Here is an 18,061-nt window from a genome sequence, read left to right on the forward strand (position 1 = left end):
TCCAGTTACACCCGTAGCTCCGGTTGCACCAGTTGCCCCGGTAGCGCCAGTTGCCCCGGTAGCGCCAGTTGCCCCGGTAGCGCCAGTTGCCCCAGTAGCTCCGGTAGGCCCTGTCGGCCCGGTAGGTCCTGTCGGCCCGGTAGGTCCTGTTGGTCCGGATGAAGATGTTAAAGATACATCTTCAACAAGTACATTAGAAGTATTTGGCTCGCCCTGTTTACTTATAGATACAATAGTATACACTGTTCCGGCCGGTGCAGGGGTTGTTGTACCCGTGAATTCCTGCCAGTTATTAAGCGTAGCATCAGGAAGAGTACCTGGTGGAATACTGATGACGAGACCAAGTCCCAGATAATTAAAGTTAGCATCAAAATATGCTATTGTAATAGTAGTAAGTGGATTTGGCAATGCTCCTACTTTTGCCAGAAAAGCGGAGAATTCGTAAGGCTCAGTAAAATCTGCTTCAATTATCTGATAAATAGTAGAGGTTACACCTCCATCAAGTAATTCCGCAGAAAAAGTACCTGAATGGCTGAAAGCGGAAGTTACTATTGCACTGAACGAATTCCAGGGAGGAAAAGTTCCTGTTTCAAAACCGCCATTTATAATAACATTAGTAGCCATTTTTAATTTTGTCACCTCCTTGAAAGTTTTGGGGATAGACATACTCTAAATGTTTAGTATGCTACGTTAACAGTATATGGGTGTATAGCACAATTTGTTCCTTATGTTAACAAAAAACATTAAAAAGTGACGTTATGTGTAACATACATGCAGCATATAAATAGTAACAGATATATTTATAATGATTGGGGTCATCATGGGAGACCAAAATATAAAACTAGCTATATTTTCAAAGGGTGATGATAAATTCATCGAGGATATAGCTAATAAACTGTCAGAGGATTATGATATTAAGAAAATAACTGTAAACATGCTTAACATGGAAAAACTGGAAGAAGGGATGAACTGGGCTGATATTTGCTGGTTTGAATGGTGTGATGAACTGTTGGTATATGCCGGCAGACTTGATATTGCAAAAGAAAAAAAAATAATTTGCAGACTGCACAGCTATGAGGCATTTACAAATTATCCGGCAAGGGTTAATTGGAATTGTGTCGACTGCCTTATATTCGTATCAGAAACAATACGTAAGTATGCAATTAACACTTTCGGAATAGATGAAAAAATTACTACAGTAATACCAAACGGAGTAGATTTATCACAGTTTAGTTTTGAAAATAGAAGCTATGGATTTAATGTTGCCTATGCGGGATATATTAATTACAAAAAAGGGCCAATGCTGCTTTTGCAGGTCTTTAAAGCACTATATGATTATGATAACCGATATAATTTTTATATCGCAGGTCAGTTTCAAGACTCCAGATACTTACTGTATTTCAAACAGATGGTAGAGGAGCTGGGGTTGGAAACAAACTATCACTTTGAGGGCTGGCAAAAGAATCTGGATAAATGGTTGGAGGATAAAAATTATATACTATGCACCAGCGTACTGGAATCTCAGAACATGAGTGTAATGCAGGCAATGGCTAAAGGTATAAAGCCCATTATACATAATTTTGCAGGTGCATCAGAGATTTATCCTCACAAATACTTGTGGAATACGGTTAATGAGGCTACTTTTAAAATTACCGATAATGAATATAATTCTGTTGAATACAGAATTTTTGTTGATGATAATTACTCCTTGGATATGCAGCTCAAATCGATAATGTCATTACTGGAGGATATTTCGGCCAGAAATAAACACATTACAGGCTTTGATTATAAGAATTATTGGATTAAAAGACTGAATTCAAAATTCGATATTGAAGGTGTAGGGTTTATAGGCTTAGGTGAGATATACAACCAATTTCTTTACAAGAACAGAATCCACTTGCTGGATGCAATAGTAAATAAATTATTTGATAATATCAACAGTAAAAGAGTTTTGGAACTAGGCCCCGGAACCGGGATTTTTACAGAACTTTTCCATAATAATAAAGTCACCGGATATGAGGCTGTCGACATTTCAGAAAGGTCAGTCTCAGAATTGAGTAAAATATATCCTGAGTATTTATTCAAAAATGGTGATATAAGCAATCAAACATACTATAGTGGGAAATATGATTTAATATTTGCTGCAGATGTATTGCTTCATATAACAGATGAAACACGGTATAAAAGAGTATTGGAAAATATCTCAATTCATCTGGATACTAACGGGTTTTGTATAATACTTGACCCAATAAGTGTTTTGCAGGTAAAAAGCAAGTCACCTCATATGGTAATAAGAGATAGAGAGTATGTAGAAAAAATTTTGGAAGCTTGCGGTTTGGAATTGGTGGAAATGCTTCCGGTTTCGTACTTTATGAATTACCCATTTGATAAGGACTTGGTGGGAAAATGCGGAGAAGCTGCTATGCAATTGTTTAGTACCCTTCCTGAAATATTCAAGGACAGTGAATTGAGTAACCATGAGAAAAATATTATAGGGGAGTACCTGATGCTAAAAGATAGACAGCTGACATGCAACAAGAATATGGGGCTGACAGAAAAACTCCTTATTATAAAAAAGAAAACAAACCCTTGCAAAATAAGTATTAAGCTTCAGGAAATATATGATACGGATAGTATAAGGGAGCAAATTGCCCTGATTCAAAAGCAAATAAAACAAAATCAAAAATTATGGCATAAATTCTCAGGGAAAGCAGACATTCTTAGGCTTCTGGAAAAGGATGATAACCCGACCTTTGAATATATACGTGACAAGATAAATGAGTTTATCTCCTATGAAACTAATGATTTTGACACTTTTGATTTTACTACTGCCCAAGTAATCATAGGGAAAAGGGAGAAATTTCACAGGTATGAATTAATAGAGTTTATCCTAAATAACAGCCAGGATAAAAAGTTAATTATAAATAATATCTGGTACGACTTGTACAACAAAGAGTATATACTTCCCCAGCAGATTGAAAGCAGCAAAAACTCGCATGAAATCCTATCAATAACAAGTAATATTTTAAAAAAAGGTGCTGTATATAAGAATAATATTTCAGGTTTTATATCAGACCCGCAAATCAAGGCAGAGGTAGAGGAAAATTATCTCGCCTATATGTGGGAAAGAGGAATACCGGCTTCACAATTTCTTCCCTTAAATGTATATCTTAAAATAGCTGAAAGATATACCTTTGCTTCCGGCTTCATGAATAATGAAAGCCGAGTGTTGGAAGCTCCATGCGGCTTCGGTTATGGTGCTGCATACTTATCAAAGGTATGCAATAGTGTAGAGGCAATAGATATAGCAGAGGATAATATAAGATTTGCAAACCGGGCCTACAGACAGTCAAACGTACGTTGGAATAGGGGGGATGTTACCTGTCTGCCTTATCATGCCGGGGAATTTGATGTATATGTTTCATTTGAAGTATTTGAACATCTTCCCGTTGATATGACAGTTAAGCACGTAGAAGAAGCATACAGGGTTTTGAATAAAGGGGGAAAGTTTATTATATCTACCCCAAACAAAGCAATGAGAAGAAATGTTCATAATCCTTTTCATATAAAAGAGTATGAAATTGAAGAATTCAGTACAATCCTCAGCAAAGTATTTGATAAGGTTGATTTTTATTCAGTAGAGAATTATAAGGTGGAAAAAGGGGTAAAGATGACAGCAAATAACATGATAGCAGTCTGTGAAAAATAAGGAGAGGGCTGTTGCAAATAAGTTTTTTATTAACCTGTGCGTGAGTATAAATTGTATCAATGAAAGCTTGGAAGCAATCATTGATATAATTTTATACGGGAGTACAGGTGTTAAAACAGAAAAACTTTATGTTTTGCAACAACCCCTTGTATAACATGAAAACCTGTTTTATATTATAGACTGTTTAATCTTGCTGACATAGTCAAATAGAGGTGTTGCAGCATCATTACCGTATTCCTCGATAATTTTTACAATAGCACTTCCAACAATAATTCCATCAGCATATTTAGAAATCTCTGATGCCTGCTGAGGGGAGGATATACCAAACCCCACAGCTACCGGAACATTAGTGGCAGACCTGACAGAGGATACAATTGACTGCAGGTCTGTTTTTATTTCATTACGTACACCTGTAACTCCTTTTGACGATACACAGTAGACAAATCCCCTTGCACAGGAAGCTAACTTGTTAATACGTTCCTCAGAGGTAGGTGCAATTAATGATATGATATCAACATTATATTTATCGCTAAAAGGCATCAGTTCTCCTTTTTCCTCAAAGGGAATATCAGGAATTATAACACCGTCAATACCATACTCACTACATTCCCTGAAAAAGTGGTCATAACCGTAGGTGAATACAGGATTAAGATAGGTTAGGAAAACAAGTGGAACTTGAGTCTTTTGTCTTATTCTCTTAACTGTTTCAAAAACTTTATCCATAGTTGTTCCGTTTGCTAATGCCCTTATGTTTGCTCTTTGAATAACCTCACCCTCTGCAATGGGGTCTGAAAACGGAATCCCTATCTCTATAAGGTCAGCACCAGCTTTGACCATTTCCAGAACAAATTTCTCAGTCTTTTCCAATGACGGATCACCTGCTGTAAGAAAGCCTATAAATGCCTTACCATTTTTAAACGCATTACTGATTTTACTCATCTATATTCACCCCCATATATTTTGCAATAGCGGCAACATCCTTGTCTCCTCTTCCTGACAGGCATATGACTATTATTTTGTCATTTCCTATTTTAGGTGCAATTTTCATTGCATGAGCAACTGCGTGGGAGCTTTCAATTGCCGGAATGATACCTTCCGTTCGGGACAGATATTCAAAGGCTGCAACTGCTTCCGCATCCGTTACGGGAACATACTTGGCACGGTTTGTGTCATGCAGAGACGCATGTTCAGGGCCTATACCGGGGTAATCCAGTCCTGCCGAGATAGAGTATACAGGAGCAATTTGCCCATACTCGTCCTGACAGAAATACGATTTCATACCGTGGAATATTCCAAGCTGTCCTTTGGCTATGGTAGCCGCATGCAATTCAGTGTCTACACCTTTTCCGGCAGCTTCACACCCTATCAGTTCAACGGATTTGTCCCCGATAAAGTCGTAAAAAAGTCCCATAGCATTACTGCCACCGCCTACGCAAGCCATGGCAACATCCGGTAGCCTGCCTTCTTTTTCAAGCATTTGTTCCCTGACTTCTTTACCGATAACACTCTGAAAATCCCTTACAATCATGGGGAATGGGTGAGGCCCCATAACGGAACCCAACACATAGGCGGTGTCCTCCATTCTTGAAGCCCATTCACGAAAAGTCTCATTAACTGCATCTTTCAGGGTTTGTGTTCCGCTCGTAACCGGGTGAACCTTTGCACCCAAAAGCTCCATTCTGAAAACATTTAAAGCTTGACGCTTAGTGTCCTCCAAGCCCATAAAAATTTCACAATCCAGACCCATTAGTGCAGCGGCAGTTGCAGTAGCCACACCGTGCTGTCCTGCGCCTGTCTCTGCTATTACACGCTTTTTGCCCATTTTCTTTGCAAGAAGCACCTGCCCCAAAACATTGTTTATCTTGTGGGAGCCTGTGTGATTCAAGTCTTCACGCTTTAGATATATTTTTGCGCCACCTAAATCCTCTGTCATTTTTTTTGCAAAATAGAGAAGAGAGGGTCTTCCGGCATATTCCTTTAATAAGGTATCCAGCTCCCTGTTGAAGTCAAAATCATTCTTATAGTAGTTATAACTCTCCTCGAGTTCATTTATGGTGTTCATTAGGATTTCAGGGACATATTGCCCCCCATGCTTTCCGTACCTGCCTTTTAGCATTTACTTCACACTCCTTACCAAATTTACAATATTTAAAATTTTATTTCTGTCCTTAAACGAATCTGTTTCCACGCCACTACTTACATCCAGACAGTAGGGCCTTATATTTTTTATTGCTGTCTCTGCATTTTCGGCTGATATTCCTCCCGCCAGAAAGAAGGGTTTGTCTGTATCTGAAATCAACCCCCAGTCAAATGCTTTGCCTGTTCCTCCGTAGTCATTGCCGGAGTAGGTATCCAGAAGCAAATAGTCGCAGGGAAGGGAACATGATGCTTTTACCGATTCACTGTCTTTGACTCTGACCGCCTTTATTATTGGGTTATTTATTTTCCGACGCAGTAACTCTATATAATCTGCACCTTCGTCTCCGTGGAGTTGGACTATATCAATAATACCCTTTTTGCATAGTGAGGTTATCATGGCTATATCCTCATTTACAAAAACTCCCACAACAGTGACTCTTGAATCCAGATTTTTTCTTAGCTGTTCCGCAGTTTCAGGAGTTACCTGTCTTTTGCTTTTTGCAAAAACAAAACCTATATAGTCCGGCAGAGCTTCATTTACATATTCGATATCCTGGGGTCTTGTCAGACCGCAGATTTTTATTTTTACAGACATAAGACCCTCCAAATGGTAAATGTACTAGTTTTGTGCAGAACCCCGCAGCTTTGCCAGTTCTGCCCCTGTATCACCGCTTCTCATAAGGGTTTCACCAATGAGAACGGCATTTGCCCCTATTTGGCGGAGTACTGTAATATCTTGGGCACTTCGGATACCGCTTTCTGATACAAAACTTATATTTGGGGGTACAAGTTTCCTAAGACGTACACTGTTTGTTATATCAACTTCGAAAGTTTTCAGATTCCTGTTATTTACGCCAATTATTCTGCTGCCTGCTTCAATGGCACTTTTAACTTCAGTCTCATCGTGGGCTTCCACAAGACAGGACAGTCCAAGGCTATCCGCAATCTTGATATACTCTTTCAAAGTATCAGTATCCAGCAAGGCACATATAAGCAATATACAATCTGCACCGATTAATGCCGCTTCATATATCTGATACGGATCAATTGTAAAATCTTTTCTAAGAACTGGAATACTTACTGTGTTTTTTACGTCTTTTAAATATTGGTCACTGCCAAGAAAGAATTCAGGTTCCGTTAAAACCGAGATTGCTCCGGCCCCGGCAGCTTCATAATCTCTGGCTATATCAATATAAGGAAAATTCTCAGAAATAAGTCCTTTTGAGGGAGAAGCTTTTTTTATCTCGCATATAAAAGTAAGCTCTCCATTTTTTACTGCTTTTTCAAAAGCAAAAGGACTCTTATTTTCCAATTTTAATGTCTCAGATTTTACAAAATCAAAAGGCACTTCTTTTTTTAGATTCGAAACACGTATTTTTGTACTATCAGCGATTTTATCCAATATCATCATGGCACCTCTTGATTAAAGCTGTTTGACAGCTCTATAAATTTGACCAGTTGGGCCTTTGCAGCACCGCTGTCAATAAGCTGTTCAGCCATTTTAACACAATCCCTAAGAGTAGTCTGGTTATATGACATATAAAGGCATAGTGCCGAATTCAGTACAACAATATCCCTCTTTGGCCCCTTACTGCCATTTAAAATATTTAGAGCTATTAAGGCATTTTCCTTTGGGTCGCCCCCAACCAATTCCTTTAATGAGCATCTTGAAAAGCCCAGTTGTTCGGGAGAGAGGAAAAAGCTGTTAATGCTGCCGTTGCTTACTTCGCAGATTGTGGTGGTGTTGCAGAGAGTTACTTCGTCCAGACCATCGTGACCGTGAACAACCATTGCACGCTTAACTCCCAGATTTAGCAGAACTCTGGCAAGAGGCTCCACAAGATTCTCATCATATACTCCCAAAAGCTGCATATTTGCACCTGCCGGATTTGCCAGAGGCCCAAGTATATTAAAAATAGTCCTTACTGAAAGTTCCTTACGGACTGGAGCGGCATATTTCATAGAAGCATGATAAGTTGGAGCAAACATAAAACACATTCCGATTTTTTGCAGTATTTCTGCACTTTGCTCAGCGGACAACGCAATATTAATACCCAGTGCCTCCAGAAGGTCAGCACTGCCGCATTTACTTGAAACAGAACGTCCGCCGTGTTTTGCAACGGGTACACCGCCGGCGGAGACCACAAAAGAGGACACTGTTGAGATGTTGAAGGTGTTGGCCTCGTCTCCGCCTGTACCAACTATATCCAGAACATCCTTTTCATGGTGGATTCGCTTGCACTTTTGCCTCATAACAGTTGCACATGCGGTTATTTCGTCAATGGTTTCGCCCTTCATTCTCATAGCTGTGAGGAATGAGCCTATTTGTGCAGTTGTAGCACGGCCCTCCATGATTTCCTCCATAACCTGTGTTGTTTTATCAAGATCTAAATCCTGCTTGTTGATTACCTGATAAATAGCTTCCTGAATCAATTTGCCTCACCGCCTATTCTTAGAAAATTATCCAATATCTTTATACCATTGGGTGTTAAAACAGACTCCGGATGAAATTGCAGTCCGTAAACGTTATAATCTCTGTGCTTGATGCCCATTACCTCACCGCCGTCGTCCTCTCCTATAACCAATAGTTCATCAGGGAGAGTACTGCGTACTGCCGATAGAGAATGATATCTTGCACCTTCAATAATGGGAGGCAGACCTCTGAAAACTGCACTGCCGTTTGCAATGTGTATGAGGCTTTTCTTACCGTGCATCAGGACCTTTGCATATGAAACGGTGGCGCCGAAGGTCTCACAGATTGCCTGGTGCCCAAGGCATACCCCTAAAATCGGCTTTACTTTATGGAAGTGCTTTATTACTGCTTCGCATATACCTGCATCTGAAGGGCGACCGGGCCCGGGGGAAAGGATAATATGAGAAGGGTTTAAAGCTTCTATTTCCTCAATGGTAATCTCATCATTTCTGATGACCCGTATATCGCTGTTTATAGTACCTACAAGCTGATAAAGGTTATAAGAAAAACTGTCATAATTATCAATTAATAAAATCATCAGTCAATCCCCCTTTCGGATAGTTCTATAGCATTTATTACGGCTCTTGCCTTATTTACCGTCTCCATGTATTCTGTTTCGGGAACACTGTCTGCAACGATGCCTCCGCCGGATTGGACATATACTTTTTTATCCTTTAGAATAGCTGTTCTTATTGCAATGCAGGTGTCCATATTCCCCGTAAAATCAATGTATCCTATTGTACCGCCGTAAATCCCGCGTCGATGCCCCTCAACTTCATTTATTATCTGACAGGCACGGATTTTGGGTGCCCCTGAAAGCGTTCCGGCAGGGAGGATAGCAGTTATGGCATCCAGCTGATCCATATCCTTACGCAGCTTACCCGTAACTTTGGACTCTATATGAATAACGTGGGAGAACTTTTTTATACTCAGATAATCCTTAACCTCAACTGTTCCGAATTCACTGATTCTTCCCAAATCGTTTCTCCCCAGGTCAACAAGCATGTTATGCTCAGAAAGCTCCTTATCATCACTTAAAAGGCCTTCAATCAATTCTTTGTCTTTTTCCTCGTTTTTCCCACGGGGTCTTGTTCCGGCGATAGGGAAGGTGGAAAGGTTACCGTTTTCCAGTTTTATAAGTGTTTCAGGTGAGGTTCCGGTTATCTCTAAATCATTAAACTTTACAAAGAACATATATGGAGACGGATTGGTGGTTCGTAAAGTCCTGTAAGCATCCAGAAGGCTTCCTTCAAAGTCTGCTGTCTGCCTGTTGGACGGAACAGCTTGAAATATATCACCTTCAAAAATGTAATGCTTAACCTTTTCCACAATTTCAGCGTACTGCTCTATGGTGAATTTAGGGGTAAAGGGTGACAATAATTTTGAGACAGCCTTTTCAGCAGGGACTTCTTTTTTAATCAAATTTACTGTGCGTTCTATTTCCTTTAGTGCTTTCTCATAATTTTCCTCGAGATTATCGGTTTTTATATTTACAATTACAATAATTTTTTGTTTAAAATGGTCAAAAGCTATTACCTTGTCAAAAAGCATTAAATCCACATCGTTAAAGTTTGCTTCATCTATTCCGTCGAGCTTCAGGGTTCTTTCGGAGTACTTGATATAATCGTATGCAAAGTAACCTACGAAGCCTCCTGTAAAAGGCGGAAGAAAGCTGAGTCTGGGGCTTTTGTATTCGTTCAGTATTTCTCTGATGTGGCTGTTGGGATTATTTGTGAAAACCTCTTTTGAACATTCTCCCTTTATTTCAAGGTTTCCGTCCTTGCAGGAAAGTTCAATTACGGGATCAAAGCCCAGAAATGAGTACCGACCCCATTTTTCGCCGTTTTCAACGCTTTCCAGAAGATAATAACGGCTGCTCACAGCCTTTAGACTTTGGAGTACTGCAATAGGTGTTTTAATATCTGAGAAGATTTCGCAGCTGACAGGGATAATTGTATATCCTGCTGACAATTGTTTTGCTTCCTCCAAGCTTGGTTTGTACATAATACCACTCCTTTTTTTGTACAAGATTTATTTTCTTTGATAAACTAAAAACACCCGCCCTTTGACTGAAATAGTCAAGGACGAGTGTAATAAAATTCACCCGCGGTGCCACCTTGTTTTGTAAGTAAAATAAATCTTACACACTTACGAAATACAAACATATTTCTCACAAATAACGCATGTGTTACGTCGTAGAATACTCTGGAAAGAAAAATCCATTTGACTACGCCCTCAGTGGTCCATTTGATGTACTGCGTTCTGCAAGGCTCTCAGCTTCCCTTGCTCTCTGTAAGTGCACATATCACCGTTATCTCCACATCAACGGTTTAAAGGGCAGATATTAAATTTAATATAAGATTACATCCATAAATAAAAATTGTCAATACGTTTTTACATAAAAAACATAAAAATACTTAAAAGTATAAAATTTACAAATAACAATACGTTTTGAGGACATGCACTATTCTGTGTAAATGAAAATATACTATCCTGAGGTGAAAAGACCGTGGGGGTTATTCTATCAATTTTTTTACTGTGCCTGGCACCGAATTTAGACAATATGGCAATCGGTCTGGCATATGGAGCAAGAAAGATAAATGTACCGTTTAAGTCGAATATATCAATCGCTTTATTTTCGGGTATAGCAACCTTATTGTCCAGTCTTCTTGGAAACATACTTACAAACTATATTTCCGATTGCCTTGGAAAGACCATTGGCGGCTCTATAGTGATTATAATGGGCTTATTCACAATTATAGGATACCTGAATAGCAGAAGGAAATCCAAAAAGGTTCATGGTAACGGTATTCAGTACATAGACGATATAAAGGCTGTAATGGATGACCCGGGTATTGCCGATAGAGACTATTCGGGAGATATATCACTCAAAGAATCCATACTTCTGGGCATAGCATTGGCATCCAACTGTATCGGTACAGGATTTGGCGCCGGAGTGTCAGGAATAAATGCCTTCGTCTTATCAGCAGCAGTAATAGTTTTCAGCCTTATGACTATTTCTTTGGGTGCAATAATAGGCAGACGGTATGCGTCAAAATTTCTGGGTGAAAAAGCAACAGTCATATCGGGCATACTATTGCTGGTTATAGGTTTGTATCAGATAATTGCATAATTATTTGCTTTTAGTCTTATCATTTTTATTTGATGCTTCATTTTGATTCAGCAAGGACAGTATTTTCTCAGCGGCAATCCTATGAGCATTTGCTTCGCTTGAAAGCTGTAAAGCAAAAAGACGCAGGGAGTTTTCATAATCGTTTTCATCCACACTCTCAATAAGGTTTAGGAGCTTTTGAGAAACACTGTTAAATGCATGATCCTGAAGACTTGTCAGTTCACTGTAAAAATTACGGTACTCTTCTTCGTTGTTAAAATTACCCAGCGAACGGGCAATAAGCGGAATTGGTAATATGGGCTTTAGCATTGACATAATGTAAAGTGACACAAGATGCACCCGATCATACTTTTTATTAACGGGACGTTTAAGATAGCCTTCTTTTACATAATTATTCACCATACTTGAGGTAATTGTTTTGCTGGAATCGGAAGTATCACCGAAAATGTTCAGCAGTCTTTCAAGATAGGTTATTACCTGATCCATATACAGGTCTATTCCTGGAAATTGGCTCCAATTTTCAGTTTTATATGAACCAAGGGAGGCCGATAATTGGCCAAGTTCTTCCTTTATATTATTGACTTTACTATTGTCCAAAATGAATATCACTCCTGATAAATGGTTATCTTAATTATAACACATTGTTTGTTTATTACAATATAGTTATTAGAAAGCCTTGACAAGAAGAACTAAAACGGGTAATATAGTAATGAAAACTAGATAATAAAATATTGATAATTAAATACATAATTTTAAAGTCATATAATAACAAGTAATAGGAGATGTATCGTCTATGTCAAATTCAGCAAATAAAAATATAATTGTTTGGGGAGATTCAATTTTAAAAGGTGTTATTCTAGATGAAAAAGACGGCAAATATAAGGTAATGAAGGATAACAGCATAAGCAGCTTTGCCCAGATAACAGGGTTTAATGTGAAAAATAATGCATACTTCGGTATGACATCCACCAAGGCCCTGAACAGAATATCAAATTCCATAGATAAATTAATTACCGATAAAGAAAATATTGTAATAATAGAATTTGGCGGAAATGACTGCGATTTTAACTGGAGCGAGGTAGCTGAAAACCCTGACTTAGTACATCAGCCCAAAACTTCTATTGAAAGCTTCAAAAACACCTTGCAAAATATGGTGGAGATGTTCGGAAAAAAAGGTATAACTCCTGTACTCATGAATTTACCGCCTCTGGAGCCTGAAAGATATTTTAACTGGATTTCCAAAGGATTAAATAGAGAAAATATATTGCACTGGCTGGGTGATGTCGCAAGGATATACCGTTGGCAGGAAGCTTATAACAATGCAGTAGAGTGGGTTTCACGTCAGATGAACTGCAAAATGATAGATGTCAGAGAAAGCTTTTTGCTAAGCAGGAACTATAGTTCACAGATTTGTGCAGATGGTATTCATCCCAATGAAAAAGGCCATAAAAAGATTTTGGAATCCATGCTGGAATTTAGCTTCTAAGATATTAAAATAAGTTTGTAACGGTTAGCCTTTGTGTTGGTTCACCGTTACAAACTCATTCATAGCCACAACTGCAATTTACTCTGTTTCAACCTGCTTTAGCTTATCCTTAATCTGTTCCACTGTAACACCTGACAGGAAATTTGGCTTGTAATTCAAAGCGTTTTTAAGATTTTCTATACAATGTTCCTTGTCTCCCAGCTTCTCCAGTACCAGTGCATAGTCATAGTATGCTTCTGGGAACTTTGGCGACAATGCCATCAACTTTTGAAATATTTCATCTGCTTTTTCGTATCCACCCATCATGTAGTAGGTCTGACCCAAATTATCTAATATTACCCCACCGGTATTATTGTATTCCATGGCTTCTTGATTGAATTCCAGGGCTTTTTCAAGGTTGCCTTTAAGGATATACAAATATCCCAGGCTTCCATATACATTTGTATTTTTATAATTTGGAAATATATCTTCATAAAGTGCAATAGCTCTGTCAAGCTCTCCATTTTTCCACAATGCAAGGGCGTAATTGGATTTGAGACTGTACATGTCATTATCTTTAATCTTTGAAGTGGAGTTAATCTGCTCCTTAAATATCTTTAATGATTCGTCAAGATATCCTTCCTTTAAAAGGAGGTAGCCAAAAGTTATAACTATACCGGGTTTTGCACTTCCGGTTTTGTATGCTTTTTCCAACCAATTTATGGCTTCCTGTGTATTGCCTTTTTGATAGGCACTATTTGCTTTTATAACGTATATAGATGATTTAAATTTTCCAAACATGTAGATTCCTCCTGTTCACTAAAGTAGATTATATCAAATATGTATTATTTTTTGTATTAAAAGTTTGATATAATATAGGACGGGTTTTGACTTCGAATGAAAAAGGAGATATTACTTGATATGGAATACAGTATTCATATAAACACAGCTGTCCTGCATATTTTAGACACCAGCGTAAACTTTCCCGTACTTTCTGATAAGGAAATTGAGCTAAGCGGAGAATTGGCAGATTTTTTGGAAAAGCATATTTCCAAAACCTTTGAGGATACAAACTTGAAAAAGGCCCAGTTTACAGGTGAGGTGAACACAGTACGAGATATGTGCAATGCACTTAAAGAGGATTCGGGCTGTTTTATGGAAGTAACCCGGGCCATTGCAGCAATGACTTTTGATTTTATGCTTAAAAATATTGATATAGCTTCCGGAGACCTTATATGTTGTTATTTTCTTGCAGGGAATGAACCATATCTGGGGCTATTGAAACTCAACTATAAAACAGGATTTACCCACTACGTAAGCCAGATGGAAGAGGGAGCGGTAAATACAATTATACGGCATAAAACACTTTTACCGTCGGACGGACAAAAAGTTGATGAGGCTGTTCTTATCAGTCTGGAAACAGGTGAAATAAAACTCATTGAAAAATCCTACGAAATAAACGGTACAAAGGAATTTTACATGTCCAATTATTTGATTAACTGTACAACTGATTTGTCGGACAACCAAAAGCTGAAAATTATTGACAAAGTAACACAGAAGATAAGCAAAAAATACTATGACGAGGACTTTGACAAGGTAGCAAAGCTAAAGAAGGTTGTATCCGAAGGGCTGGAAGAAAAGAACGAAATACGGGTGGATGAAATAGCCCAGGAGGTATTTGAAACGAATCTTGCCGTCAGGGAAGAGTACATACAGGAGATTCAAAAAGCCGGCCTTACAGAGGAGGCTATTACAGTACCTGAAAAATTAGCAGAGAAAAAATTTAAAACCCATAAAATCAAGACAGATACAGGCATTGAGATAAATTTCCCACTAAGCTATTACGACAACAGGGATATGATAGAATTTGCAAATAACCCTGACGGCTCCATATCAATCATAATCAAAAATGTTGGTAAAATAATAAATAAGAGGTAGGGAGAACCCTACCTCTGGCATTTTATATACTTATTTATGTCGTTCTATAAGGCTGGAAGAAATAAAGGATGGCAGGTATTTACGCCACAAAGGTTCTTCCTCCACATACTTATGGTTTGATATTGTATTAAACAACCAACTGCGGTCAAAGGAACCGCCCTTAAAAGGTATATTTGCCGGGGTAATTTCAGTATCCAACAAGCTTTTTCCATCTGTTTTAACGTTATATGACAGATTTGATGTTGCCAATATGGTTGGAGAAACGTCAAGGAAGGACGCTACAAAAGAATCTTCCTTGTACTTCTTGTGGTCCGGTGTAAGCAAAAACATGGGAACAAACTCAAAGTATTTGTCACCCTCTATAAACGAAGCCTGAGCAAAATCTTGTGAGTTGACATTGGGAGTATGGTCACCATAAATTATTATATAAGTGTTGCTGTATTTTGCCTGAATCTTCTCCACAAAATCCTTTATTGATTTATCAACATAACTAAAGGAATTATAATAGTTCCGTACAATCTCATTTTCTATATCGTCGTAAGCCTTGTTATTATAATAATGTCTTGCACTTTCAAACGGGCCGTGGCTTGTCATTGTGATAATGTGTGTATAAAAAGGTGTTGTACTTTTCTCAATCTTCTCGAAAGCAAATGAGAAGACCTTGTCATCCGGTGCGCCCCAGCCCTCGTCATCGTAGTTCATTGAGCTTATATCATAAAACTTTTTAAAGCCCATTTTTGAAAAAGCTATATTCCTGTTATAAAATGTTCCCACGTTGCCATGAAAAGCCATAGTGTTATATGAAGCCTTTGCAAGTTTGGAGACAACTGAATTGGGGTAGCTGTATGATGACAGCTTGATTGCCGGGAAAGAATCAAGGGTTTCAACACTGTTTATAACTGAAAATTCAGCATCTGATGTACCTCCGCCCTTATGATAGCTGAGGGTATACGGATAATAAACGCTGTTATCCATCAATGAGCTAAGGTAAGGCATAACATAGGAGTCTTTATATTTTTGCTTAACAATATTTGAATCCATTGACTCAACTTGTATTACTACATAATTCGGCTGCTGTGAGGTACTCTTTGAAGTAGTTACAGAACTTGGGGAAGAGATGTTTTTGCCGTAATTGAATTGATTAATCAGCTTTTCTTCCGTATTATTCTGAACTATATTAACTATTCCGTTTACAACAGTACCGTACCTTTCAACTATCCGGGTTTCTCCGGAATATCTGTCATCCATGAACTGTACCACAGACTGGCCATTTGCAAAGTTAAATATCTCAATTACTAAAAGAATTGCTACAGATAAACCAATAATAGCATTGCGCAAAAAAGGCAGCCTTGTACTTTTTACTTCCCTTTTAAAACACTTGAAGAAAATATATAGAGCTACAGGAACATCAATAAAAACTACCAAAAGCTGAACACTTATTGGATTGGCAAAGTGAGAAGCTGAAATCATAGCTTCCTTAAACAAGGAAATCCACTGAAGAAAATGCAGGTAACTGTGGTAATAAAGGAAGTATGATATATTAGTAAAACAATAAATCCCTTGTATTATATACACGATTAAAAAAACGTATCTTGACTTCAGGCTAAGAACAAAGGAAAAAACAATAACACAAACAAGTAAAGAAATCCAGAATTTATAACCTAACGTATCTCCGCCGGTTTTTGGCAACATCAGATAGTTGAAAAGGGTTGTCTTAAATGCATTTAAAATTATTAAAATTGCTGAAACAATTACTGCTTTTCGGTATGGCTTATTCTTGAACGCATTTGAAACTCTACCATAAAAATTATTTAACATTACGTTTTGAATTTACCTTTCTAAGTTATAACAGTTTATACCATAATATATTTTATAAGAATTTATTCGATTTGTAAATTTATATAAAATATTATTATTTACCATTAAATTTTGCCATCAGGCTCATGGTATTATTATATGACTGCTTTACATAGGATTTATTTCTACTGTTTATATAAGGAGCTTTTACATCAGGTGAAGGAACGGGAAGTATTTTATAAACAGGTTTATTCTTTGAAGAATACATATCAACCCATGTCGGCATATAAGTCACATCTTTTATATTTATACCGCCCTTAGTGTCTTTTTCAAGCTTGAGGGTAACGATAACCCCATCCTCAGTATAAACTTTATTAATTCGTTTTGCTTTGTCTGTACGCCTGTAGCCGGATATAAAATTGCCCATGGAATAAATAATAAACTTATTTTTACCGTTTACTTTTACTATTTCTGATTTTTGTACAACGTGGGGATGAGAACCAAGTATTATATCAGCTCCCCAAGACAGAATCTTTTTGGACAAATTTGTCTGATAGGTACTTGGTGTACGGATATATTCATTTCCCCAGTGAAGGACAGTTATAACTGTATCAACTCCCTTTGCCTTTACTTCTTTTATATCATTTTGAATCTTGGATTCGTTTAATATACTAAGATATCTGGATTTATCATTGCTGCTTAACTTTGCTTCATGGCCGTTAAAAAACTGAGAATAGCTTAGGATAGCTATTTTAATACCCTTTACATCTTTAATAACATATTTGTCTTTACCATTGACAGAGCTTCCGATGTTGACCATTTTATATTCTTTGATTTTTTGAATAGTTCTTGTAAGTCCGTTGATACCCCAGTCAAGACAATGGTTGTTGGCTGTAGAGAGTATATCAACCCCTGTTCCTGACAAAGCCGGAAGTATACTGTCAGGGGAGTTAAAAACAGGAAAACTTCTATACTTGATACCTGCACCGGCTGTAACGGTCTCAAAATTTGCTATTGTCAGGTCAGATGAACTCAAATATGGCTTTACATGTTCAAAAAAGCCGGAGAAGTCATATTTTTTACTTTTGGAATCATATGCACTATTGAGATTTCCCTGATGTAGCATAATATCTCCCACGGCTGATATGGTTATTGACTGAGGGGGCGGAGGCGTGCTTGGGGGTTTGGGTGTATCCGATGTATTGTCAGTGCTCTCTGATAAACCCGTAAAACTGCTTTGAGCAGGGATACTCGGTGCCGCAGAATTTATCTGGTTGTTGTTGAGACCGCCTATTGCAAGAATTATTGTTGTGCTGACTAAAAGCAGAAAGCACATAATACACAATACGTAAAAAGTGCGTTTGAAGATAATCATCTTTGTTTTCATTATGTAAACCATTCCTCTTA

Annotated in this window: 16 protein-coding genes; 4 read left to right on the top strand and 12 right to left on the bottom strand. The window is 37.9% G+C overall.

Going from position 1 to position 18,061, the window contains the following annotated elements:
- On the bottom strand, positions 1–624 hold a 624-nt coding region (locus L323_RS28745), incomplete at its 3' end, for an NTTRR-F1 domain (RefSeq protein WP_020815098.1).
- Positions 625–820: 196 nt separating this feature from the next.
- On the opposite strand from L323_RS28745, the gene L323_RS28750 reads away from it, so the two are divergent.
- Positions 821–3,709 (top strand): methyltransferase domain-containing protein, encoded by a 2,889-nt coding sequence (locus L323_RS28750; RefSeq protein WP_020815099.1) that lies wholly within the window; start codon positions 821–823, stop codon positions 3,707–3,709.
- 168 nt (positions 3,710–3,877) lie between these two features.
- Here L323_RS28750 and trpA read toward each other — a convergent pair whose 3' ends face one another.
- From trpA to trpE, 7 genes are read right to left on the bottom strand one after another with little or no spacing between them, the layout of a single operon-like run.
- Positions 3,878–4,648 (bottom strand): tryptophan synthase subunit alpha, encoded by a 771-nt coding sequence (trpA, locus tag L323_RS28755; protein ID WP_020815101.1) that lies wholly within the window; start codon positions 4,646–4,648, stop codon positions 3,878–3,880.
- Positions 4,641–5,825 carry a tryptophan synthase subunit beta gene (gene trpB / locus L323_RS28760; protein WP_020815102.1) on the bottom strand — a complete coding sequence of 395 codons (1,185 nt, stop codon included), beginning with the start codon at positions 5,823–5,825 and terminating at the stop codon, positions 4,641–4,643. Before trpB ends, trpA begins: the two co-directional genes overlap by 8 nt.
- Positions 5,826–6,443 carry a phosphoribosylanthranilate isomerase gene (locus L323_RS28765; protein ID WP_020815103.1) on the bottom strand — a complete coding sequence of 206 codons (618 nt, stop codon included), beginning with the start codon at positions 6,441–6,443 and terminating at the stop codon, positions 5,826–5,828.
- Positions 6,444–6,467: 24 nt separating this feature from the next.
- Positions 6,468–7,256, bottom strand: coding sequence for an indole-3-glycerol phosphate synthase TrpC (trpC, locus tag L323_RS28770; protein WP_020815104.1), 789 nt, complete (start codon positions 7,254–7,256; stop codon positions 6,468–6,470).
- Positions 7,256–8,281, bottom strand: coding sequence for an anthranilate phosphoribosyltransferase (gene trpD / locus L323_RS28775; RefSeq protein ID WP_020815105.1), 1,026 nt, complete (start codon positions 8,279–8,281; stop codon positions 7,256–7,258). Before trpD ends, trpC begins: the two co-directional genes overlap by 1 nt.
- The gene (locus L323_RS28780; protein WP_020815106.1) at positions 8,278–8,859 is read right to left on the bottom strand and encodes an anthranilate synthase component II; all 582 of its coding nucleotides are present in this window, start codon (positions 8,857–8,859) and stop codon (positions 8,278–8,280) included. Before L323_RS28780 ends, trpD begins: the two co-directional genes overlap by 4 nt.
- Positions 8,859–10,325, bottom strand: coding sequence for an anthranilate synthase component I (trpE, locus tag L323_RS28785; RefSeq protein WP_020815107.1), 1,467 nt, complete (start codon positions 10,323–10,325; stop codon positions 8,859–8,861). The genes L323_RS28780 and trpE overlap by 1 nt, the downstream gene beginning before the upstream one ends.
- A gap of 505 nt (positions 10,326–10,830) precedes the next feature.
- Between trpE and ytaF the strand changes: the two genes are divergently transcribed.
- Positions 10,831–11,454, top strand: coding sequence for a sporulation membrane protein YtaF (gene ytaF / locus L323_RS28790; protein WP_020815108.1), 624 nt, complete (start codon positions 10,831–10,833; stop codon positions 11,452–11,454).
- Here the strand turns inward: ytaF and L323_RS28795 are convergent, their stop codons facing one another.
- Entirely contained in the window at positions 11,455–12,051 is a 597-nt protein-coding gene (locus L323_RS28795) for a DUF1836 domain-containing protein (protein WP_020815109.1), read from the bottom strand.
- A gap of 196 nt (positions 12,052–12,247) precedes the next feature.
- On the opposite strand from L323_RS28795, the gene L323_RS28800 reads away from it, so the two are divergent.
- Positions 12,248–12,940, top strand: a complete 693-nt coding sequence (locus L323_RS28800; protein ID WP_020815110.1) for an SGNH/GDSL hydrolase family protein — start codon at positions 12,248–12,250, stop codon at positions 12,938–12,940.
- Between the two features lie 78 nt (positions 12,941–13,018).
- On the opposite strand, the gene L323_RS28805 is transcribed toward L323_RS28800, so the two are convergent.
- Positions 13,019–13,720 (bottom strand): tetratricopeptide repeat protein, encoded by a 702-nt coding sequence (locus L323_RS28805; RefSeq protein WP_020815111.1) that lies wholly within the window; start codon positions 13,718–13,720, stop codon positions 13,019–13,021.
- Between the two features lie 96 nt (positions 13,721–13,816).
- On the opposite strand from L323_RS28805, the gene L323_RS28810 reads away from it, so the two are divergent.
- A complete protein-coding gene (locus L323_RS28810) occupies positions 13,817–14,857 on the top strand; it encodes a nucleoid-associated protein (protein ID WP_242835258.1) in 1,041 nt (346 codons plus the stop codon).
- 30 nt (positions 14,858–14,887) lie between these two features.
- On the opposite strand, the gene L323_RS28815 is transcribed toward L323_RS28810, so the two are convergent.
- Entirely contained in the window at positions 14,888–16,342 is a 1,455-nt protein-coding gene (locus L323_RS28815) for an LTA synthase family protein (protein WP_242835259.1), read from the bottom strand.
- A gap of 427 nt (positions 16,343–16,769) precedes the next feature.
- The gene (locus L323_RS28820) at positions 16,770–18,041 is read right to left on the bottom strand and encodes a CapA family protein (protein ID WP_038275486.1); all 1,272 of its coding nucleotides are present in this window, start codon (positions 18,039–18,041) and stop codon (positions 16,770–16,772) included.
- Positions 18,042–18,061 lie beyond the last annotated feature (20 nt).

Source organism: Ruminiclostridium papyrosolvens C7 (genome assembly GCF_000421965.1).
Taxonomy (GTDB): Bacteria; Bacillota; Clostridia; order Acetivibrionales; family DSM-1351; genus Ruminiclostridium; species Ruminiclostridium papyrosolvens_A.

Coding starts and splice junctions, on each gene's coding strand:
- L323_RS28800 (WP_020815110.1), top strand. CDS start 12,248: ATGTCAAATTCAGCAAATAAAAATATAATTGTTTGGGGAGATTCAATT.
- L323_RS28820 (WP_038275486.1), bottom strand. CDS start 18,041: ATGAAAACAAAGATGATTATCTTCAAACGCACTTTTTACGTATTGTGT.
- L323_RS28765 (WP_020815103.1), bottom strand. CDS start 6,443: ATGTCTGTAAAAATAAAAATCTGCGGTCTGACAAGACCCCAGGATATC.
- trpA (WP_020815101.1), bottom strand. CDS start 4,648: ATGAGTAAAATCAGTAATGCGTTTAAAAATGGTAAGGCATTTATAGGC.
- trpB (WP_020815102.1), bottom strand. CDS start 5,825: ATGCTAAAAGGCAGGTACGGAAAGCATGGGGGGCAATATGTCCCTGAA.
- L323_RS28810 (WP_242835258.1), top strand. CDS start 13,817: ATGAAAAAGGAGATATTACTTGATATGGAATACAGTATTCATATAAAC.
- L323_RS28780 (WP_020815106.1), bottom strand. CDS start 8,859: ATGATTTTATTAATTGATAATTATGACAGTTTTTCTTATAACCTTTAT.
- trpE (WP_020815107.1), bottom strand. CDS start 10,325: ATGTACAAACCAAGCTTGGAGGAAGCAAAACAATTGTCAGCAGGATAT.
- L323_RS28750 (WP_020815099.1), top strand. CDS start 821: ATGGGAGACCAAAATATAAAACTAGCTATATTTTCAAAGGGTGATGAT.
- L323_RS28805 (WP_020815111.1), bottom strand. CDS start 13,720: ATGTTTGGAAAATTTAAATCATCTATATACGTTATAAAAGCAAATAGT.
- trpC (WP_020815104.1), bottom strand. CDS start 7,256: ATGATATTGGATAAAATCGCTGATAGTACAAAAATACGTGTTTCGAAT.